The 18,644-nt window shown below is 66.8% G+C and carries 22 protein-coding genes; 14 read left to right on the forward strand and 8 right to left on the reverse strand.

Features of this window, described 5'->3' with window-relative positions:
• Together ACZ0AA_RS01125 and ACZ0AA_RS01130 are read left to right on the forward strand one after the other, a co-directional pair.
• Window positions 1–792 (forward strand): IclR family transcriptional regulator, encoded by a 792-nt coding sequence (locus ACZ0AA_RS01125; protein ID WP_463511910.1) that lies wholly within the window; start codon window positions 1–3, stop codon window positions 790–792.
• 277 nt (window positions 793–1,069) lie between these two features.
• On the forward strand, window positions 1,070–1,609 hold the full coding sequence (locus ACZ0AA_RS01130) for a DUF6264 family protein (RefSeq protein ID WP_400861416.1): 540 nt from the start codon (window positions 1,070–1,072) through the stop codon (window positions 1,607–1,609).
• Between the two features lie 63 nt (window positions 1,610–1,672).
• Here the strand turns inward: ACZ0AA_RS01130 and fbaA are convergent, their stop codons facing one another.
• Complete coding sequence (fbaA, locus tag ACZ0AA_RS01135) at window positions 1,673–2,701, reverse strand: class II fructose-bisphosphate aldolase (protein WP_400861413.1); 1,029 nt, start codon at window positions 2,699–2,701, stop codon at window positions 1,673–1,675.
• A 182-nt stretch (window positions 2,702–2,883) separates the two neighbouring features.
• Between fbaA and glpX the strand changes: the two genes are divergently transcribed.
• The gene (gene glpX, locus ACZ0AA_RS01140) at window positions 2,884–3,870 is read left to right on the forward strand and encodes a class II fructose-bisphosphatase (protein ID WP_400861410.1); all 987 of its coding nucleotides are present in this window, start codon (window positions 2,884–2,886) and stop codon (window positions 3,868–3,870) included.
• 156 nt (window positions 3,871–4,026) lie between these two features.
• Entirely contained in the window at window positions 4,027–4,323 is a 297-nt protein-coding gene (locus tag ACZ0AA_RS01145) for a hypothetical protein (RefSeq protein ID WP_400861407.1), read from the forward strand.
• A 2-nt stretch (window positions 4,324–4,325) separates the two neighbouring features.
• Here ACZ0AA_RS01145 and ACZ0AA_RS01150 read toward each other — a convergent pair whose 3' ends face one another.
• Both ACZ0AA_RS01150 and ACZ0AA_RS01155 read right to left on the reverse strand, forming a co-directional pair.
• A complete protein-coding gene (locus ACZ0AA_RS01150) occupies window positions 4,326–5,669 on the reverse strand; it encodes a DNA recombination protein RmuC (protein ID WP_463513809.1) in 1,344 nt (447 codons plus the stop codon).
• A 44-nt stretch (window positions 5,670–5,713) separates the two neighbouring features.
• Window positions 5,714–6,307: an exonuclease domain-containing protein gene (locus ACZ0AA_RS01155; protein WP_463511911.1), complete on the reverse strand. Its 594-nt coding sequence runs from the start codon at window positions 6,305–6,307 to the stop codon at window positions 5,714–5,716.
• Window positions 6,308–6,366: 59 nt separating this feature from the next.
• Here ACZ0AA_RS01155 and ACZ0AA_RS01160 point away from each other — a divergent pair, with 59 nt between their 5' ends.
• The 5 genes from ACZ0AA_RS01160 (at window position 6,367) to ACZ0AA_RS01180 (ending at window position 9,712) form a co-directional block, all read left to right on the forward strand.
• Window positions 6,367–7,113 (forward strand): class I SAM-dependent methyltransferase, encoded by a 747-nt coding sequence (locus ACZ0AA_RS01160; protein WP_463511912.1) that lies wholly within the window; start codon window positions 6,367–6,369, stop codon window positions 7,111–7,113.
• Window positions 7,114–7,172: 59 nt separating this feature from the next.
• Window positions 7,173–8,246, forward strand: a complete 1,074-nt coding sequence (ychF, locus tag ACZ0AA_RS01165) for a redox-regulated ATPase YchF (RefSeq protein ID WP_056376106.1) — start codon at window positions 7,173–7,175, stop codon at window positions 8,244–8,246.
• Between the two features lie 29 nt (window positions 8,247–8,275).
• Window positions 8,276–8,506: a hypothetical protein gene (locus ACZ0AA_RS01170; protein ID WP_463511913.1), complete on the forward strand. Its 231-nt coding sequence runs from the start codon at window positions 8,276–8,278 to the stop codon at window positions 8,504–8,506.
• A 92-nt stretch (window positions 8,507–8,598) separates the two neighbouring features.
• The gene (locus tag ACZ0AA_RS01175; protein WP_463511914.1) at window positions 8,599–9,108 is read left to right on the forward strand and encodes a DUF4279 domain-containing protein; all 510 of its coding nucleotides are present in this window, start codon (window positions 8,599–8,601) and stop codon (window positions 9,106–9,108) included.
• Window positions 9,109–9,112: 4 nt separating this feature from the next.
• Entirely contained in the window at window positions 9,113–9,712 is a 600-nt protein-coding gene (locus tag ACZ0AA_RS01180; protein ID WP_463511915.1) for a hypothetical protein, read from the forward strand.
• Between the two features lie 429 nt (window positions 9,713–10,141).
• On the opposite strand, the gene ACZ0AA_RS01185 is transcribed toward ACZ0AA_RS01180, so the two are convergent.
• Window positions 10,142–10,921 (reverse strand): alpha/beta fold hydrolase, encoded by a 780-nt coding sequence (locus tag ACZ0AA_RS01185; RefSeq protein ID WP_463511916.1) that lies wholly within the window; start codon window positions 10,919–10,921, stop codon window positions 10,142–10,144.
• Between the two features lie 84 nt (window positions 10,922–11,005).
• On the opposite strand from ACZ0AA_RS01185, the gene ACZ0AA_RS01190 reads away from it, so the two are divergent.
• Both ACZ0AA_RS01190 and ACZ0AA_RS01195 read left to right on the forward strand, forming a co-directional pair.
• Window positions 11,006–12,772 (forward strand): GNAT family N-acetyltransferase, encoded by a 1,767-nt coding sequence (locus ACZ0AA_RS01190; RefSeq protein WP_463511917.1) that lies wholly within the window; start codon window positions 11,006–11,008, stop codon window positions 12,770–12,772.
• A gap of 40 nt (window positions 12,773–12,812) precedes the next feature.
• Window positions 12,813–12,968 (forward strand): hypothetical protein, encoded by a 156-nt coding sequence (locus ACZ0AA_RS01195; RefSeq protein WP_400861389.1) that lies wholly within the window; start codon window positions 12,813–12,815, stop codon window positions 12,966–12,968.
• A 67-nt stretch (window positions 12,969–13,035) separates the two neighbouring features.
• On the opposite strand, the gene ACZ0AA_RS01200 is transcribed toward ACZ0AA_RS01195, so the two are convergent.
• A complete protein-coding gene (locus ACZ0AA_RS01200; protein ID WP_463513810.1) occupies window positions 13,036–14,142 on the reverse strand; it encodes a N(5)-(carboxyethyl)ornithine synthase in 1,107 nt (368 codons plus the stop codon).
• A 243-nt stretch (window positions 14,143–14,385) separates the two neighbouring features.
• Here ACZ0AA_RS01200 and ACZ0AA_RS01205 point away from each other — a divergent pair, with 243 nt between their 5' ends.
• From ACZ0AA_RS01205 to ACZ0AA_RS01215, 3 genes are all read left to right on the forward strand, one after another.
• Window positions 14,386–14,949, forward strand: coding sequence for an alpha/beta fold hydrolase (locus ACZ0AA_RS01205; protein WP_463511918.1), 564 nt, complete (start codon window positions 14,386–14,388; stop codon window positions 14,947–14,949).
• Between the two features lie 5 nt (window positions 14,950–14,954).
• Window positions 14,955–15,491: an isochorismatase family protein gene (locus ACZ0AA_RS01210; RefSeq protein WP_463511919.1), complete on the forward strand. Its 537-nt coding sequence runs from the start codon at window positions 14,955–14,957 to the stop codon at window positions 15,489–15,491.
• 69 nt (window positions 15,492–15,560) lie between these two features.
• A complete protein-coding gene (locus tag ACZ0AA_RS01215) occupies window positions 15,561–17,225 on the forward strand; it encodes an ABC-F family ATP-binding cassette domain-containing protein (RefSeq protein WP_463511920.1) in 1,665 nt (554 codons plus the stop codon).
• Window positions 17,226–17,228: 3 nt separating this feature from the next.
• On the opposite strand, the gene ACZ0AA_RS01220 is transcribed toward ACZ0AA_RS01215, so the two are convergent.
• The 3 genes from ACZ0AA_RS01220 to ACZ0AA_RS01230 all read right to left on the reverse strand — a co-directional run bounded on the left by ACZ0AA_RS01220 (window position 17,229) and on the right by ACZ0AA_RS01230 (window position 18,619).
• Window positions 17,229–17,573, reverse strand: a complete 345-nt coding sequence (locus ACZ0AA_RS01220; protein ID WP_400861378.1) for a LysR family transcriptional regulator — start codon at window positions 17,571–17,573, stop codon at window positions 17,229–17,231.
• Window positions 17,574–17,703: 130 nt separating this feature from the next.
• A complete protein-coding gene (locus ACZ0AA_RS01225; protein WP_400861377.1) occupies window positions 17,704–18,003 on the reverse strand; it encodes a Fe-S cluster assembly protein HesB in 300 nt (99 codons plus the stop codon).
• A 76-nt stretch (window positions 18,004–18,079) separates the two neighbouring features.
• The gene (locus tag ACZ0AA_RS01230) at window positions 18,080–18,619 is read right to left on the reverse strand and encodes a GNAT family N-acetyltransferase (RefSeq protein WP_400861374.1); all 540 of its coding nucleotides are present in this window, start codon (window positions 18,617–18,619) and stop codon (window positions 18,080–18,082) included.
• Window positions 18,620–18,644: the final 25 nt, after the last annotated feature.

The following is an 18,644-nucleotide window of genomic DNA, read 5'->3' on the forward strand; positions in this document are numbered from 1 at the left end:
GTGGCCGCCACAGAGGCGGCACCGACGCTGATCGGCTCGGTCCAGCGTGCACTCCGACTCGTCGACATGGTCGCGAACTCTCCGCGCCCGGTGCCGGTCAAGACTCTCGCCATGCGAACCGGCCTCACCCCGGGCACGACCTACAACCTCGTGCGCACGCTGGTGCATGAGGGATACCTCGTGAGCGAGCCGGACGGTCTGGTCCTCGGCGAGAACTTCCCCGCGTTCCGGATGCAGTCCGACGCCGGGGGCGTGTTCTTCGCGCACGTCCGAGCGGCGCTGCGTCAGACCGCCGACGAGGTGGGCGCTTCCGCATACCTGTCTCGATATCAGGACGGCGAAGTGCACCTCATCGACATCGTGGAGGCCACGCGCAGTCCTCGGCTCGATCTGTGGGTCGGTCTCGACTCGAGCGCGCATGCCACGGCGCTCGGCAAGCAGATCCTCAGCGATCTGAGCGGAGAGGAGCGCGCCGACTATCTCTCTCGGCATCCGCTGGAGGAACTCACGTCTCGCACGATCAGTGACCGGCGTTCGCTGCTCGCGGAGCTCGACCGCTCTCCGGGATTCGCCGTGGACCGCGAGGAGTATGCCATCGGCAACACCTGCGTCGCCGTTCCCGTGATCGCCCCGAACGTCAGAGCCTCACTCGCCGTCTCGCTTCCGGTGGGACACCCGCGCTTCGATCGCGGCCTCGTCGGGAAGCTCAAGCTCGTGGCGCGACGGTTGTCGGTGCAGTTGGGGGCGGATGCTCTTGGCGGCGGCGCAGCCCGTCTCGCGACGTCGATCTGACGCAGCACGCGTCGCCCGTCCGGTGCTTCTTCACTATCTGAAGAAGTGCCCCTGGTGCTCGGGCACGCGTTTTCCCTAACATGTGAGTTGTAGTCGTCTGTGCAATCGGCGCTACCGGTGGTGGAACGTCCCCAGCGTTCCTCGACCCACTTGGATGACGAGCGTCCCCAGCGTTCCGAGTCCGCGGCCCCGAGGAGTCCCCACTCCTCCGGGGCCGCCATTCTTTCGGGCCTGCAGTCTGTGAGTCGTGCATCGACCGGGCGGATACCATGGCCGAATGACCGATCAGCGTCCCCAGTACGGCGAAATCGCGACCCTCGAAGAGCAGCGGAGAGCAGCAGGACTGCCGCCGCTGGGTGAGGTGCAGGCTGTGGAGATGAGCGCGACCGAGAGCGTGCCCGCTCGCGGCGACCGAGTCCCTTCCGCCTCGGCAGCGGCTCGTCCGCGTCCCGTCGATCGCTTCGTGACCATCGCACTGCTCGCCTACGGGCTGATCAACGTCGTGATGACAGGGCTGTCGTACCTCGACTTCTCCACCGCGATGAATCAGATGATGACGGTTCTCGGCGTGGACGGCGAGTTCACCAACTTCGCTGAGGGCAGGATCTGGGGCACGGTCGCGGCGATCGTGCTCGCCGTGGGCTGGTCGCTCACCGCTTTCCTGTCGATCCGCCGCCTGCGCACCGGCAAGCTCTCGTGGTGGGTTCCGCTGGCCGGCGCGGCCGTCACTCTGCTCGTGGCGTCTGTGTGCGCTGCGATTCCACTGATGAACGACCCGGCCTTCATCGACTTCGTCGCCAAGACGGCGGGTCAATGACCGTGTGAAACAAGAGATGCCCCCGGCCGTTCGGCCGGGGGCATCTCTTGTTCTCGGGCTGGATCAGCTCCGCGACTGTCCGTATGAGCCCAGCTGGCGCGTGGACTCGACGACGCGAGCGGCCATGGCCGTCTCGGCGATCTTGCCCCAGGCGCGCGGGTCGTACTGCTTCTTGTTGCCGACCTCGCCGTCGACCTTCAGGACGCCGTCGTAGTTCTTGAACATGTAGTCGGCGATCGCCCGGGTGTACGCGTACTGCGTGTCGGTGTCGATGTTCATCTTGATGACGCCGTTGGCCACGGCGAGGGCGATCTCGTCGTCGGTCGATCCCGAGCCGCCGTGGAAGACGAGGTCGAGCGGCTTCGCGCCGGTGTTGTACTTCGCGGCGACCTGCTGCTGGATCTCGCCGAGGAGCTCGGGGCGCAGCTTCACTCCACCCGGCTTGTACACACCGTGGACGTTGCCGAACGTGAGAGCGGCGATGTAGCGACCCTGCTCGCCGAGGCCGAGCGCCTGCACGGCCTGGTCGACGTCGGCGAAGGTCGTGTAGAGCGCGTCGTTGGATCCCTCGTGCGCCACGCCGTCTTCCTCGCCGCCGACGACACCGATCTCGACCTCGAGGATCGCGTTGATGTTCTTCATGCGGGGGAGGAGATCCTTGGCGATCTCGATGTTCTCCGCGAGGGGGACAGCCGAGCCGTCCCACATGTGCGACTGGAAGATCGGGTTGCGCCCGGCCTTGACCTCGTCTTCGGAGGCGGAGATCAGCGGCTCGACGAATCCGGCGAGGGCATCCTTCGGGCAGTGGTCGGTGTGCAGCGCGACGGTGATCGGGTAGTTCTTCGCGACCTCGGTCGCGAAGCGGGCGAAGGCGAGTGCGCCGGTCGCGCGTGCCTTGACCGTGTGGCCGGCGAAGTAGTCCGCTCCACCGGTGGTGACCTGGATGATTCCGTCGGAACCTGCCTCGGTCAGGCCCTGGAGGACCGAGTTGATCGTCTGCGAGCTGGAGACGTTGAAAGCCGGGTACGCGAAGCCGCCGGCCTTCGCGCGGTCGAGCATTTCGGCGTACTGATCCGGGGTGGCGACGGGCATGAGAACTCCTGCAATTTGGGAAGCCGGGACAGCAGTCACTCTATCGGGGCTGACTGGCGGATGCTGTCGGAGCCGGCCGTCCGACCACCTCCTCCTGCGCCCACGTTAAGAATCGCACTTCCTTCACTGGCGCCAGGTCGAAAACAGGCGTTTCAGACCCGTCAGATGATTAGGCTGACCGCATGGTTAGTCTTACAGCGGATCTGAGCCCTCTTCGTCCCGATCGAAACCTCGCGATGGAGTTGGTGCGGGCCACTGAGGCGGCCGCGATCCGTGCTGTCCCCTTCATCGGTCGTGGGGCGAAGGAAGCGGCCGACGGCGCGGCCGTCGATGCCATGCGGGCCTTCCTCGGGACCGTGGCCTTCCAGGGGCGGGTCGTGATCGGCGAGGGCGAGAAGGACAACGCGCCGATGCTCTTCAACGGTGAAGAGGTCGGCACAGGCAGTGGCCCGGAGTGCGACATCGCGGTCGACCCGATCGACGGCACGTCGCTGACCGCGGCGGGGCGTCAGAACGCGCTCTCCGTCATCGCGGTGTCCGATCGTGGATCGATGCTCGACGCCTCCAGCGTCTTCTACATGGACAAGCTCGTCACGGGCCCCGCCGGCGTCGGAGTGGTCGACATCCGCCTTCCGATCGGCGAGAACATCCGCAAGCTCGCGGGAGCTCTCGGAAAGCCGGTCGACGAGATCGTCGTATCGGTGCTGAACCGCCCGCGTCATGAGCAGCTGATCCAGGAGATCCGGGATGCCGGCGCCGGCACGCGACTGATGAGCGACGGTGACGTCGCCGGTGGCATCAACGCTGCGCGTCACGCCGCCCGCACCGACATGTGCGTGGGCGTCGGAGGCAGCCCTGAGGGAATCGTCACGGCGTGTGCCATCAAGGCGCTCGGCGGGCACATCCAGGGGCGGCTCTGGCCTCGCGACGACGATGAGCGCCAGCGCGGCATCGATGCCGGCCTCGACATGGACAAGGTCTACGAAGCCAACGACCTCGTGCGCGGGGACAACACGATCTTCGTCGCAACGGGCGTCACGGATGGTCAGCTCGTGGCCGGGGTTCGCCGAGAGGGTGGGTACATCTACACCGAGAGCGTCGTGCTGCGCGGCGCATCGGGGACCCTCCGGAGGATCGCCTCGGAGCACCTCGTCTCGAAGTGGCTCTGAGCGCCGGGACCTGAGCGAGTCGGTCATCGTTACCGACCCGGTACCGCCGTGCGCAGCGCCGAGCCGAGGTTTCTCGCGCGTCCGTGTCACAATTGTCACTGGATTTGTCGCCGTCGACGGAGCCGCCAGGCACCGCAGGCACAGGAGGGCAGACCGATGACAACGCAGCACACGAATGGTTCCAAGGCCGCGCCGACCAAGATCGTGACGACGCCCACCGGTCGAATCATGCGGATCAACGTCGATGAGGCAGGTGTGCCTCTTCCAACGGGTGCTCCGGCGCCGACCGTGGTCAAGACCGCTGTCACAGACCCCGCTCGCCGCGCTGACGTGCTGTTCCGAAAGCGCCTCGATGAGGGGCATGAAGTCAGCTCCTGGTGGATGATCGGCGCTTTCGTCGTGACCAGCGGCCTCGTCATCCTTCTGCTCAGCGGCGTGCCGGGCGTCGCCTGACCTCAGTTCCGAGTCTCGTCGGGCTCGACCGGCAGGAAGCCCGACCCCGTCTGCGCCGGCACTTCGTAGCCGAGACGAGAGCGGACATCTCCGACGTCTGCCTGAAGCGACGAGTCCGTGTCTGCGGGCGCGTCCTCGGCGTGATGCGGCTGCGGGTGGAGAGCCTTCTCCGAGTCGATCATGAGCTCTGGTGCGGTGAAGCGCCGAGTCTGTGCGGTGACGGCGGGTGGGGCCGAGTCGAGCGTTGACGCGCTGATCCCGGGGAACTGCCGAGCAGTCACGAGCACCCGGCTCTCGAGCGAGCCGGCGAACCTGTTGTAGCTGTCGACCGTGCGCTCGAGCGCACGGCGCAGATCGTCGGCGTGACCGGCGAGCACTCCTAGCCGGTCGTACAGCTGCGTTCCCAAGTTCAGAAGGGCGCGTGCTTCGGTCGAGACCTCCTGCTGCGTCCAGCTATAGGCCACGGTCTTGAGCACCGCCCAGAGATTGACGGGCGATGCGAGCGCCACCTTCCTGCTGAAGGCGTAGTCCAACAGCGTCGGGTCTTCGTCGATGGCCGCCGCGAGGAGCGACTCGCTCGGCAGGAAGCAGATGACGAACTCGGGGCTCGCGTCGAGACCCGACCAATACGCCTTCTTCGCGAGTGCGTCGACATGGGCGCGCACGGCCTTCACATGCTTCTGCATATGCGCACGCCGCTGGGTCTCGTGGGCGTCTCCCAGCGGCAGCGCAGAAGCCTCGAGATAGGCGTCGAGCGGCACCTTCGCGTCGACCGCGATCGACGTGCCGCCGGCCAGGCGGATCACCATGTCAGGGCGGCCCTGACCTCGGTCCGTCGAGATGGTCGATTGCAGGTCGAAGTCGACGTGACGGATCAGTCCTGCCGCCTCCACGACGCGGCGCAGCTGAGTCTCGCCCCAGACGCCGCGCGTGGCGGTCGACCGCAGCGCTCCGGCGAGCGACTCCGTCGTCGACCGCAGCGCCTCGTCCGACTCCTGTGCTCGTCTGAGCTGCTCCGCGAGGGAGCCGAACTGCGCATGCCGTTCCTGCTCGATCGCCGAGACCTTCTGCTGCATCTGTTGCAGGCTCTCGCGAACGGGGGCGAGAGCCGTGAGCACCGCATTCTGCTGCTGCACCCGCTGTGCCTCGGCTCGCTGCTCGAGTCGCGCGTGCTCGACGGCATCCCGGTACAGGTCGTACTGTCGGTCGCGATCGTCTCGGGCGGCTGCGAGCTCCGCCTCGGTGCGGGCGAGATCTGCCGCACCACGCGAACCGCGGAGGAACCACCCCATTGTGGCGCCAGCCGCGAGCGCGGCCAGGAGGAGAACGAGCGTGAGAGCATCCATGTGCTCCATGATGTGCTCGGCCACGGACATTCGTCCGGTGCGACTCAGGCGACCGCGCGCTCCAGAGTGGCGACGACCGGGTCGGTCACCCGCAACTTGAGCACATCGGCCAGGGAGAAGACGTCGGAAGCACCGTTCCTCTGCGCGGCATCGATGATGATGTGTGCGCAGGCGAGCGCGTCCGCGAGCGCGTCGTGGTGTGAGAAGCCGGTGAAGCCGGCAGCCTCGGCGGCTTTCGGGAGCCGGTACGACTCGAGGTCGTAGGTCTTGCGTGCCACCTGCAGGCTGCACAGCGAGCGATACGGCGGGCAGTCGCCGCCGGTGGCTTCCGACGCGCGGCGCAGCACGTTGAGGTCGAAGCCAGCGTTGTGCGCCACGAGCACGTCGGCGCCCGCGAAGGCGCAGAGGCGGTCGAACTGATCCGCCCATGTGGCGGCGTCGAGCACGTCGTGCGCGCGGATGCCATGGATCTTCGTGTTCCACTCCTGGAACTCGTCGTGCCCTGCGGGCGGGCGGATCAGCCATCCGGCTGTCGCGACGATCCGGCCATCGCGCACACGCACGAGGCCGACGGAGCACGCCGAGGCGGGGCTGGAATTCGCCGTCTCGAAGTCGATAGCGGTGAAGTCCAATGGCACATCCCCACTCTCTCCCGGCATCCGATACGCCCCAGGAGGACTCGCCGTAGGCTGGCGACATGAGTACCGACCGAGCGACATCCTTCGGCGCCGAGGCCGCGAACTATGAGGCCGGAAGGCCCGAGTACCCCTTCGAGGCGGTCGCGTGGATGCTCGAGCGCATGCCGCACGGAACGCGCCGAATCGTTGACGTCGGCGCGGGAACGGGCAAGCTCACCAGAGTGCTGGCCCAGGCTCCGGATGCCGAGGTCGTCGCTGTCGACCCTGATCCCGAGATGCTCGCCGCCCTGCGCCAGAGCGTCCCCGGGATCCCGACCTTCCAGGGTTCGGCCGAACGGATGCCGTTGCCCGACGCGAGCGCCGATGCCGCCGTTCTCGGCCAGGCATGGCACTGGGTCGAGCCGGTCGCCGCGTCCGCGGAGATCGGACGGGTCGTCCGCACCGGGGGAGTGCTGGGGCTGATCTGGAACATCCGCGATGAGCGAACGGACTGGGTGCGCCGCTTGACCGACATCATGCACAGCAGCCCGGCGGAGAACCTGGTGAACGGTCCTGGCACCGCAGGGCCGCGCATCGAAGCGCCGTTCGGCCAGGTCGAGACGGAGCGCTGGGAGTGGACGCGGTCGATGACCAGGACGCAGTTGCACCAGATGGCGCTGTCGCGCAGCTACCTGATCGCCGCGCCCGCCGAAGAGCGCGAGGAGATCCTGCGGCAGATGGACCGACTCTTCGACGAACTCGGCGTCGCCGACGGCACGATCGAGCTGCCCTACGTCACGCACGCGTTCCGCGCCGTGCGGGACTGAGTGGCCGCCAGCGGCATCCCGCAGGATGGTCGCACCCACGACCGGTAGACTCCTACCCCGTGGCTCTCACTATCGGAATCGTCGGCCTGCCCAATGTCGGCAAGTCCACCCTCTTCAACGCTCTGACCAAGAACGACGTGCTCGCGGCGAACTATCCGTTCGCGACGATCGAGCCGAACGTCGGGGTGGTGAACCTGCCCGATCCGCGTCTCGACAAGCTCGCCGAGATCTTCGGCAGCGAGCGCATCCTGCCCGCTGCGGTGTCGTTCGTCGACATCGCGGGTATCGTGCGCGGCGCGAGCGAGGGCGAGGGCCTCGGCAACAAGTTCCTCGCGAACATCCGCGAGGCGGACGCCATCGCGCAGGTCGTGCGAGGGTTCGCAGATGACGACGTCGTGCACGTCGACGGAGCCGTCAATCCGGCATCCGACATGGAGACGATCAACGCCGAGCTCATGCTCGCCGACCTCGAGACCGTCGACAAGGCGATCACGCGGTACGAGAAGGAGGTGCGCGGCAAGAAGATCGAGCCCGTCGTCCTCGAGACCGCCAACGCGGCGAAAGACGCTCTCGAGCGCGGTGTGCTGCTGTCCGTCGCCGGCATCGATCTGACACCCATCCGCGAGCTCGGACTGCTCACGGCCAAGCCGGTCATCTTCGTCTTCAACGTCGACGAGGGCGTGCTCACGAACGATGCCCGCAAGGCGGAGCTCGCCGCGCTGGTCGCTCCTGCGAAGGCGATCTTCCTCGACGCGAAGATCGAGTCCGAGCTGATCGACCTCGACCCCGAGGATGCCGCGGAGCTGCTCGCGTCGACCGGTCAGGACGAGTCCGGTCTCGACCAGCTCGCTCGCATCGGCTTCGACACTTTGGGTCTGCAGACGTACCTCACGGCTGGCCCCAAAGAGGCGCGGGCGTGGACGATCCCCAAGGGATCCAAGGCACCGCAGGCCGCCGGCGTCATCCATACCGACTTCGAGAAGGGCTTCATCAAGGCCGAGATCGTGTCGTTCGACGACCTCGTCGAGACCGGCTCGGTCGTCGAAGCCCGCTCCAAGGGCAAGGCCCGCCTCGAGGGCAAGGACTACGTCATGCAGGACGGCGACGTCGTGGAGTTCCGCTTCAACAACTGAAGCGGGTCCAAGTAGGGACGAGGGGCCTGGTGTTCACTCAACAGCAGAAGGTGGCTGTCCGCCACGCCTTCGATCTCGCGGGCTATGACGGTGATCTGCGTACCTTCCCGGATCAGTCGGACGGCGTCATCGTCTTCGTGGTCGGTCGGGAGCCACTCGCAGGTGACGCCCGGTCGCTCGAAATCGTGTTGAGCGAGCTGCTCGGTCGCAGGATCATGGTGACTGAGGACATCGGCACCGCCACAGAGCCGTTTGAGTGAACCGGGACGTCGTGAGTTCAGTATGAGCGACGGGAACTCGGTGGAGTTCCGTATCGGAAACACATCTGGCGGATCGAAGTAAGCTCTCGTCCATGATCCGGGGTAACAGGGCGTCGTTCAGCGTCTACAGCGACACGAAAAGCGTGAGCGAAATCTCCGCGATGCTCGGACTTGAACCCAGCAGCTCAGGCGAGAATGGGGATCTCACCCCGGCGGGACGCGCTGGGAGAGACCTTGCGCCGGAGCATCTGCGCTATCAGCACACCCGTTGGTCGCTCACCGTCGTGAACGAGCCAAGTGACGAAGATCAGACCGGGTTCTCGTCGCTTCGAGAGCTGATCGCGAGGCTGCAGCCCAGTTCGCAAGTGCTTGCGGAACTACGCCAAGGCGGTGAGACCAGGCTCTGGTGGTCCGGAGACTCGGACAGCACGCAAGGTGGGTTCGTTCTGGAGGCGGACCTGATCAGCTACCTTGCCAAGCTGGGGTGCGACGTCTTCGGGACCGCGTATCTCGCCGAGGGCGATGACGAGGATGAGGACGCGACGAGCGACGGCGATGTGGTGGAGTTCCGCATCGGAAACACATCTACGAGCGAGAGCTGATCCGATGGTTTCCCGGCGACTGCACCGGGCGCTCCTACGAGCGCAGGAGGCGAAGTCGATTTTGCGTATCGAGCGCAAGCCGAAGTTCGCCGACCGGGTCGATGGCATCGTGCTTCGGATCGGCGAGCAGTGGATCCTCGTGGCGCAGACCGCCGACGGCGGATACTTCGACGGGTACGTCGTGCTCCGATTGCGCGACGTCGCGCGTGTCACGTCTGACGAGACGTTTGCCCAGGAGTTCGTCAAGACTCAGCCTGAGTGGCCGCCTTCCTTCTCCATCGACCTCGATTTAGACGACGCTGCGTCCGCCCTCGGCGGCTTTGCGCGTCAAGGCGAATTGGTCGGGATTCAGAAGGAGAATGAACGCAGCGCGATCTGGATCGGCACTCTGGATGATGTGACTTCGCGCTATATCTACCTGAACGAGGTTCGACCAGATGCCACGTGGCATCCTCGACCGCTCGGCTACAAGCTGCGGTCGATCACGATGGCTGAGGTGGGTACGCGGTACCTTCTCGGGCTAGCGGCCGTCGCAAGGGCGGGTTCCTCGTCGGTTCGACCCGAGATGGATGGCGACGTCGTGGAGTTCCGCTTCAACAACTGAGGCGGGCTGGCCGCAGCCGGGGACGAGTGCTCTGTGCCTGCCGTCGACGGATTCGCTGACCCTGTCACCTGCGCGCCCATCGCGCTCGTGGTGGCACCGCACCCCACTGTCGGTGATCGATCTCGGTCCTCTCTGCGTGCCGGAGTATCGGGTTCCCGCGGACGCATAGTCCCCAGAACAGCACGCGTCCGCAATCGAGACACTCCACGAAGCTGACGATCGTGTACATCAGCTCTGACTCGAGCAGAGGGATCATGTCCTCGAGCGGAACGTCACCCCGCAGTTCGTGCATCCGGCCGGCGCGGACCCTGTCGATCAGCGCCTCTGTCGTCGCGTCGATATCCCAGGGGAGCGCGCCGACGCCGGGTACCCCGACCGAATCGCAGGTGTCGCAGTCGTCCACGGGTCCAGTCTGGTCGATGAGGCGGTCTAGCCGCGACGCTCGACGTCCTGACTCAGGATCTCGGGCCAGGCTTCGACACCCGCTGGGGTGCGAGCGACCGTCAGGGTTGCGTGCGGGAGCAGCGCGACGAGCGATTCGGCGGTCGACAGCGGATGGCCCGGATCATCCACCCACGCCAAGATCGTCGTCGGCACACCGATTCGCGCCACGGCCTCAGGGCCAGGGAGGTCGCTGAGTCCCGCCCCGCGAAGCAACGACGGCAAGAGAGCGTCGGCGACATCGGGCCATGTCTCCGGCGCACCGACGGTGGCCGGGGGTGGAACTGATCCCCGCGTGGCGGCGTGGAATGCTTCCACACCGACAGACTCGATGAGCTCAGCCGCTGCTCGGTAGTGTGCGGCCTGACCGGGTCTGGTCTCCCACGCGGTGGGCGGCACCATGAGCGTGAGCCCGGTGAAGCGGTCCGGCTCGATCGTCGCAGCATGCAGGAGAGTCGCTGCGCCCATGGAGGGGCCGACCCCGTGGACGCGTTCGCCGGGGAACCAGTGATCGAGCAGTCGCAGCAGATCCTCAGCGAGGTTCTCCCAGCGATAGTCCTCGGGGATCTTCCGCCCGGTCGATCGGCCATGGCCCCGGGCGTCGTATCGCAGCAGTCGAGTTCCGCTGAGCCCTCGACCGAGGTCGAGGTTGAGCACCCGGTCGCGGGCGCGACTCGATGTGAGGCCGTGCAGTTGGACGACGGGGTGTCCGCCTTCATCGCTCAAGGCCACAGCCAGCTCGGCTCCGGGTACCTCGAAAGTGGGCATCAGGCTCCTCGATCGGTGGCTGACCGCGTCGGGTCGGGCAGCCGTGGAGTTTTCAGGTTATCCGGGGCCGATAAGGTACTGCCCATGCGACTGACCAACGTCACGCACCTCCGCCTCCCGTTCGGACGGCTCTGGGGGTACGACGTGAGCGCCTCAGTACTGGGGCGTCGCCTGCCCGTGTCGTTCGATCAGCGACTTCATGTCGGGGCGGGCGACCGACCCGGCTCCTGGATGGCTTTGTCCTTCCGGTTGCCTGCACAGACTCGTCGTGAGTCGATCGCCGACGCCTGGCTGGCTGTCGTGGCCCGCCACGGCACGCTGCGATCGGCCTTCGCGCCCGGCCCGGATGGCGATCCGGTGCTCCACGAGATCGAGATCGGCCCCGGAAGCTGGGCCGAGCATCAGGTCGGCCCAGGTCAGACGGTCAACGACGCGTTGCGGGACATTCTCGACACCGCGTGCTCGCCCTACCGGCATCCTTCGCACCGGCTGTGCGTGTTGGAGACGGCTGCGGGGCTCACTGTCGTGATCGCAGCGGACCACGCGCACGTCGACATGTGGTCGATGCTGGTGATCGCGCGCGACCTGCTGTCCGCGCTCGACGCGGGAAGGGTCGGCGCGAAGCCGATGCCGCGTCCGGCACCCGCCTTCGTCGAACACACGCAGGCACTGTTGGATCGAGATGCTGCGCCAGACCACGTGCGTCAGCGCTGGAAAGACATCATCGAGGACAGCGGTGGTGTGATGCCGCAGTTCCCATTGCCCCTGGGGGCGCCCGAGTTGCATCGCGAGCGAGTGGAAGTGCGCGATGTGTTCGATGTCGACGACGCCGCAGCGTTCGCTGCACAAGCCCGTGACGACGGCGTCTCGACCCTCGCACGCGCAGTGGTTGCGATGACCTCGGTGACCCGCGAGATGGCGGGTGCCCCGCTACGAGCCGTGTTTCCCGTGCACAGTCGCTTCGAGGACACCTGGCATGACTCGGTCGGCTGGTTCATCACCAACTCCGTCCTCGAGTCCGACGTCGCCGAACCGCGCGCAGCGGCGGCGGCGGTGAAGGAGGCGGTGCAGCTCGGTGCGTGGCCGCTCGCCGACGTACTCGCTCCGTGGGGCGGCATGCCCGTGGCTCCCGGGATGTTCGCGATCTCGTGGCTGGACCTGCGCAGGCTGCCCGTGCGCATCGACTCCGTCGGGCTCGACGCCCAGTACGTCAGCGCTGCGACCGACACGGACGGCGTCATGCTGTGGTTCATCCTGGATGAGTCGGGTCTGCACCTGCGATGCCGTTATCCCGACACCGTCGAGGCTCGCGCCAACGTCGGCGGATGGCTGGATCTGCTCGTCGCCAGACTGCAGGCGGATGCGCGGTCGTCAGTGCGTGGACGGGTGCAGGTCGACGGCCGAACCTTCCGGATCGAACGCGCGAGCCGCGACGATATCGAGGCCATCGCAGCGCTGCTGTTCGATGACCAGTTCGGCTCGGACCGCGAGAGCGTCGAGCTCGAACGATATGAGGCGGCGTTCAGCGCGGTCGCTCGCGACAGTTCCAACTACCTGGGGGTGGTGCGCGACAGTACCGACCGCATGGTCGCCACGATGCAACTGACCGTCATCCCGGGCCTTTCCCGCGGCGGTTCGACCCGATTGCAGATCGAGGGACTGCGGGTTGCACCAGGGGAGCGGTCACGGGGCCTGGGCACGGCGATGCTCGAGTGGGCCCACGAATTCGGTCGGGCACGTGGGGCCCGACTGGCGCAGGTGACCACCGATGAAGCACGGGATCGGACTCGCGCCTTCTATGCCCGACTCGGATATCAGACTGCCCACGTCGGGCTGAAACGGCACATATAGCGGCGTACGCTATGCGTGTTGCCGACCGAAGGACTTCGCCGTGTCTGACCACAACGAGCACATACCCGCCCCGGACGAGCCATCAGTCCCGGAACTCGAACTCGACGAGACCGTCGCGCCGAGACCGGAGGAGGAGATCGCCGATGTCTTGCGGACGAAACCCGACCTGGAAGACCGCAGCGATCATTCCGAGTGATAAGGCGTCCGGAGCGTCGACAACTGACGACTGCAGCCGTCGGCGTCAGCGACGCCGCGGACTCTCGCTACGCGACGAGCGTGTGCGGGTAGTCGGCCCCACGGCCCTGGAAGCTCAGGATGCTGGGGTTCTGGATCACTCCGTCGCGGATCTCGATCGCGCGGGTGAGTGTCGAGTTCTCGGCCCATGCTTCGGGACCGGAGAGCACGGTGCGGAGGAAGGGCAATAGAGCCTCGCTGATGTCCCAGGTCGCTGAGTTCCACAGGTACGACGGACTGTGATCGACGGCGTAGTAGTTCACGCCCTGTCCTACCGTGAACATCGGTTCGTCGAACGTCGTCGGAGTAGCCCATTCGAAGCCCATGCCCTCGTCGCAGGAGACGTCGATGATCAGGCTTCCGGACGCGAATCGGTCGAGGTCCTCGGTCCGCAGATACGTCAACGGTGCTGCGACGTCCTGCAGTGTGCAGTTGACGACGATGTCGTATGTCGCCAGGAAATCGGGGAGGAGCACGGGGCCGTCCTCCGTCTCGACCGTGCTGAGGTGCGTGGGCCCGTCCTCGGTGTTGAGCTGAGTCAGATGAGAGTTGTGGATGGGGGAGCCCACCGCCGCGGCGCCGCGCTGCGTGAGGACTTCGATGTCATGGACTCCGTGCGCGTTCAGCGCGGTCACCGCGCCTCGTGCCGTCGCGCCGAAGCCGATGACGACGGCGCGTAGTCGCGGGCCGTAGTCGCCGGTCGAACCGACCAGGCTCAGAGCGTGGATCACGGAGCAGTAGCCGGCCAGCTCGTTGTTCTTGTGGAACACGTGCAGACTCATGTCGCCCTGCGATGTCCAGTGGTTCATGGCCTCGAAAGCGATCAGTGTCAGACGGCTGTCGATGGCGGTCTGAGTGAGGGACGCATCCTGCACGCAGTGCGGCCACCCCCAGAGGATCCGCCCCTCGGCGATCTCGGCCACATCGGCGAGCTGCGGCTTCGGCAGCAGAAGAACATCGGCCGAGGCGAGCACGTCTGCGCGATCGGTGACGCGTCCCACCCGGGATTCGATGTAGCCGGGCTCGAGCTGGAAGTCCGTGCCGTACCCGTGCTCGACGATCATGCGGGAACGCACATCCGCATCGATCCGGTCGAGGTGACGGGGATGAATGGGGAGGCGTCGCTCGTTCTCCATCGAGGAATCGGCCAGCAGGCCGAGGGTCAGAAGCCCCGGTGCTGAAGCGGAGGTCGAGGTGCGTGCAGTGGACGAGCGTGTCGTGTCGGACAACGGGTTCCCATCTTTGGGGAACCAAGGTCAGCTCCTGCCCTGACTCTACGCCCCTGAGCGCGTGCGGGGTCGCGAGGGTCCGACCTCCCCGGACGCGCTCGACTACGCTTGATGTCGACCCCTGACAGCCGAACGAGGAGCCGCGCGCCCATGACCGATACCCAGATCTTCGAGCCAGAGGGCCGCGCCATCCCCTTCGTGGACGAGGGAGACGGCCCGGTCAAGCTGGTTCTGATCCAGGAGCAGGGGCTCGCTGCGGACGTTCTGGGCGTCGCCGCGCATTACCTCGCCGAGGAGGCGGGCTTCCACGTGCTGCGGATCGGGCACCGGTCGAAGTCCGAGGCTACGCTCGACGAGCGCGTCGACGACGTCATCGCCGTGATCGATCACGTCGGCATCGAAGACACCTGGGTCGGCGGTCATGGCTTCGGCGGGACGATCGCACGGGCGCTGGTGGCAGCGCACAGTGACCGGGCCAACGGCCTGCTTCTGCTCGGGGTCGAGGACGTCGACATCGCGGTCGCGCCGGCGATCCCGGTGCTCATCGTGCAGGGAACCGAAGACACGGAGACCCCCGCGGCGAACGCCGAAGCGCTGCAGGCGACGATCCCCGACCGATCGAGCATCAAGACGATCGCCGGCGACCACCTGTTCCCGATGCATCACCCGATCGAGACCGGTGTGATCATCGAGGAATACCTGGACTGGGACTGACCCCGATGGCAGCACCTGGCCGCACAGTCGTCGTCGCGATCGACCTGCAGGCCGGGGTGACACCCGGATGCTTCGACGAACAGGGAGTGCTCTCCCGCGCCGCAGTCCTGGTCGACAGAGCTCGCGCGGCCGGAGTGCCCGTCGTCTGGGTGCATCACGACCCTGTCGGCGTGGGTACCCCTGAGTGGGAGCTGGCGTCTCCGCTGCGCCGTGCAGACGGCGAACCCCTCGTTCGCAAGGAGTACCGGGACTCGTTCGCCGACACGACTCTGCGAGCGACGCTCGACGAGCTGGGGGCGACGCACCTGGTGATCACCGGCGCGCAGTCCGACTTCTGCGTCCGCACCACCATGCAGCGTGCGGCGGCGGAGGGCTACGACGTCACCCTCGTGAGCGATGCGCACACGACGGTCGACACCGAGTGGGACGGCGTGCTGATCTCGGGCGAGCAGATCGTCGCGCACACCAACATGTACTTCTCGGGACTGCGGTATCCCGGGCAGGAGCTCGGGATCGCCACCCATGATCGGGTCCTGCTCTGACGGGAGACCGACGGTTTCCCGTCAGAGGCCCACGTCCGAGATTCCGTTGCCGCCTGAGATGATGGTCTGATGACCGCCACCCTCGTCGCCCAGAATCTGGCGGGCGGCTACGGCCACCGCATCCTCTTCGAGGGGCTCGATCTGACGGTCGCTCCCGGAGACGTGATCGGGGTGGTCGGTGCGAACGGAGCAGGCAAGTCGACACTGCTCCGCCTTCTCGCCGGCGTGGATGCACCGATGGGAGGATCGATCTCGCTCGCACCGACCGATGCGTTCGTCGGTTGGCTGCCCCAGGAGCACGAGCGAGTGGAAGGTGAGACCGTCGCGGAGTACATCGCGCGGCGCACCGGCTGCGCGACGGCGACCCGTGAGATGGATGCCGCCGCGGCGGCGCTCGGCGACCCGACGCTCGCGCCGGCGGGCACAGACCCTGCAGACACCTACTCTGAGGCGCTCGACAGGTGGCTCGCGAGCGGCGCAGCCGATCTCGAGGAGCGCATCCCTGCGGTGCTCGCCGACCTCGGACTCCCGAGCGGGAGCGGTGTCGCCGACGATGCGCTCATGACCGGGCTGTCCGGTGGTCAGGCCGCCCGCGTCGGCCTCGCCGCACTGTTGCTGTCCCGCTTCGACATCGTGTTCCTCGATGAGCCGACCAACGATCTCGACCTCGATGGTCTCGACCGACTCGAAGCTTTCGTCCGCGGACTCCGTGGGGGTGTCGTGCTGGTGAGTCACGACCGCGAGTTCCTGGCCCGCAGCGTGACCCGAGTGCTGGAGCTCGATCTCGCACAGGGCTCGAATCGTCTCTACGGGGGTGGGTACGACGCCTACATCGAGGAGCGGGCGGTCGTGCGACGCCACCTGCGGGAGAAGTACGACGAGTTCGCCGACAAGAAGGCCGATCTCGTCTCCCGCGCCCGCACGCAGCGAGAGTGGTCGAGCCAGGGTGTGCGCAACGCCATGAAGAAGGCGCCGGACAACGACAAGATCAAGCGCAAGGCATCGGCCGAGTCGAGCGAGAAGCAGGCGCAGAAGGTGCGCCAGATGGAGAGCCGGATCGCGCGCCTCGATGAGGTGGAAGAGCCTCGCAAGGAGTGGCAGCTGGAGTTCACGATAGGCTCGGCGCCGCGGTCGAGCAGCGTGGTCTCGACGCTCAGCGGTGCGGTGTTCCGGCAGGGGTCTTTCACTTTGGGGCCGCTCTCGCTGCAGATCGACGCCGGGGATCGGATCGGGATCACCGGTCCGAACGGTGCGGGCAAATCGACGCTGCTTCGAGCTCTGCTCGGGCGGCAGGCGCCGGTCGAGGGCACGGCGAGTCTCGGGAGCAGCGTGCAGATCGGCGAGATCGATCAGGCCCGTTCGCTGCTCATCGGTGACGCGGCGCTCGCGGACGCGTTCGAGGCTCTCGTTCCAGAGCTGTCATCGGCAGAGGTGCGCACCCTCCTTGCCAAGTTCGGTCTGCGCGCCGACCACGTCACTCGACCTGTCGGTGCCCTTTCTCCGGGAGAGCGCACCCGGGCGGCGCTGGCGCTGCTGCAGGCGCGCGGCGTCAATCTGCTGGTGCTCGACGAACCCACCAACCATCTCGATCTGCCGGCCATCGAGCAGCTGGAGCAGGCGCTGGAGTCCTACGCGGGCACCCTGCTTCTCGTGACGCACGACCGGCGGATGCTGGAGGCCGTGCACACGAACCGCCGGTGGAGCGTCGAGAACGGCCAGGTGAGCGAGCGATAGGGCTCAGCGTCCCTGACGCTTCTTGTACGGCTTCGGCTGCCCCTTCACGATGGGCGCGCGGCCCTTGCCTTTGGAGGCCTTGGCCTTGCCACCAGCCGGGCCCGCCGTCTTCGGCGCAGGCGGGGGAGCAGCGGCGACTGTCGCCTGTGCTTCGGCGAGGAACAGCTGGCCGACGTTCGTCAGGCGCGGCGTTCCCTCGCGGTTGATCAGAGCGTGCCCCACCTCGTCCTCGAGCTTGTCGAGAGAGGTGTAGAGCGACGCCAGAGGGATTCCCAGCTGCTCGGCGGCTCGGGGGAAGTGCAGCGTCTCGGCGAGGACGACGTAGCGACGGAGCAATGCCAGCTTCATGCGGGTGAACGATCCTTCTGGATCCGCGACGATCGCGGGTCTCCGTCTAACCTACGCGAGGCGGATGCGAGCGCGCCCCGGGCGCACGGATGCCGCGGCTCGATGAGCCGCGGCATCCGGTGATTCCCGTTCAGGCCACCTGCGGAAGGACCGCGAAGGAGACGGAGCCTTCGTCGTCGACACCGGCGTCGAGCACCTTGTCGTCGAGCGCGGCTGCAGCGGTCTCGTCGAGGAAGAGACGGGTGCCCGAGACCTCCACCACCTGGTCCTCAGGTTCGGGGTCTGGGGTCACAAGGACCGCGAGTCGTGCGCCTCCGTCCGGTCCGGCAGCGGGCGTGGAGTGAATGCGAAGGCCTGCGTCGGTGGCGTCGGTCTGACGGCTGACGAGAGTGTTCACGATTGCGGTGGCGTTATCGGTGAGGGTGAGCACGAGACTCTCCTTCCGGTTGCGGTCACGACGCGGGTGCGGCGTGTCCGGGCCACGATTCCCCACACCCGGGCGTGATTCAACCCGACGCGCCCGGTTCGGAGGGGTCTCCCACCTGATGCAGAGGTTTTCTCAGGAACACCTGCTCGGTTCCGTCACCCTGGGGCACCCGTTCCGCCTCCTCATAGCCGCAGGCCTTGTAGAGACGTATGTTCGCCTCGCTCAGGCTGCCGGTGAAGAGCTCTGCGGTGCTCGCGGTCGAGGATCGCTCAGCCGCGTCGAGCAGCGTGCGCCCGATGCCCTCGCCCTGCATATCGGGCGCTATGGCGATCCGGCCGATCAGCAGCACTCCCTCGTCCTCGACGAATCGGATCACTCCCAGCAGCCGGCCGTTCCTGCGCGCCGTCAGCCCCTTGCTGGATCGCAGCTCGGCCTCGACCTCGGGCAGGGTCTGGGTCAACGGCGGCATGTCGGCGCTGCCGTAGATCTGCGCCTCCGAGACGAACGCCGCTCGCTGAAGGGTGAGCACCTCACCCGCATCCGACTCCGACACCGGCCCGATCACCACGTCTGATGCGTCGCGGTCGATGTCTGTCTGTGCTCTCTCTGATTTCGTCACTGCGCCACGATCCGATGAGACCGGG

It is taken from the genome of Microbacterium sp. AC035 (genome assembly GCF_979258485.1).

What these genes read in the sequence shown, in the direction of transcription:
- ACZ0AA_RS01130 (WP_400861416.1), top strand. Translation starts at nt 1,070, where the DNA reads ATGACCGATCAGCGTCCCCAGTACGGCGAAATCGCGACCCTCGAAGAG.
- fbaA (WP_400861413.1), bottom strand. Translation starts at nt 2,701, where the DNA reads ATGCCCGTCGCCACCCCGGATCAGTACGCCGAAATGCTCGACCGCGCG.
- glpX (WP_400861410.1), top strand. Translation starts at nt 2,884, where the DNA reads ATGGTTAGTCTTACAGCGGATCTGAGCCCTCTTCGTCCCGATCGAAAC.
- ACZ0AA_RS01145 (WP_400861407.1), top strand. Translation starts at nt 4,027, where the DNA reads ATGACAACGCAGCACACGAATGGTTCCAAGGCCGCGCCGACCAAGATC.
- ACZ0AA_RS01150 (WP_463513809.1), bottom strand. Translation starts at nt 5,669, where the DNA reads ATGGATGCTCTCACGCTCGTTCTCCTCCTGGCCGCGCTCGCGGCTGGC.
- ACZ0AA_RS01160 (WP_463511912.1), top strand. Translation starts at nt 6,367, where the DNA reads ATGAGTACCGACCGAGCGACATCCTTCGGCGCCGAGGCCGCGAACTAT.
- ACZ0AA_RS01175 (WP_463511914.1), top strand. Translation starts at nt 8,599, where the DNA reads ATGATCCGGGGTAACAGGGCGTCGTTCAGCGTCTACAGCGACACGAAA.
- ACZ0AA_RS01180 (WP_463511915.1), top strand. Translation starts at nt 9,113, where the DNA reads ATGGTTTCCCGGCGACTGCACCGGGCGCTCCTACGAGCGCAGGAGGCG.
- ACZ0AA_RS01185 (WP_463511916.1), bottom strand. Translation starts at nt 10,921, where the DNA reads ATGCCCACTTTCGAGGTACCCGGAGCCGAGCTGGCTGTGGCCTTGAGC.
- ACZ0AA_RS01190 (WP_463511917.1), top strand. Translation starts at nt 11,006, where the DNA reads ATGCGACTGACCAACGTCACGCACCTCCGCCTCCCGTTCGGACGGCTC.
- ACZ0AA_RS01200 (WP_463513810.1), bottom strand. Translation starts at nt 14,142, where the DNA reads ATGGAGAACGAGCGACGCCTCCCCATTCATCCCCGTCACCTCGACCGG.
- ACZ0AA_RS01205 (WP_463511918.1), top strand. Translation starts at nt 14,386, where the DNA reads ATGACCGATACCCAGATCTTCGAGCCAGAGGGCCGCGCCATCCCCTTC.
- ACZ0AA_RS01210 (WP_463511919.1), top strand. Translation starts at nt 14,955, where the DNA reads ATGGCAGCACCTGGCCGCACAGTCGTCGTCGCGATCGACCTGCAGGCC.
- ACZ0AA_RS01215 (WP_463511920.1), top strand. Translation starts at nt 15,561, where the DNA reads ATGACCGCCACCCTCGTCGCCCAGAATCTGGCGGGCGGCTACGGCCAC.
- ACZ0AA_RS01220 (WP_400861378.1), bottom strand. Translation starts at nt 17,573, where the DNA reads ATGAAGCTGGCATTGCTCCGTCGCTACGTCGTCCTCGCCGAGACGCTG.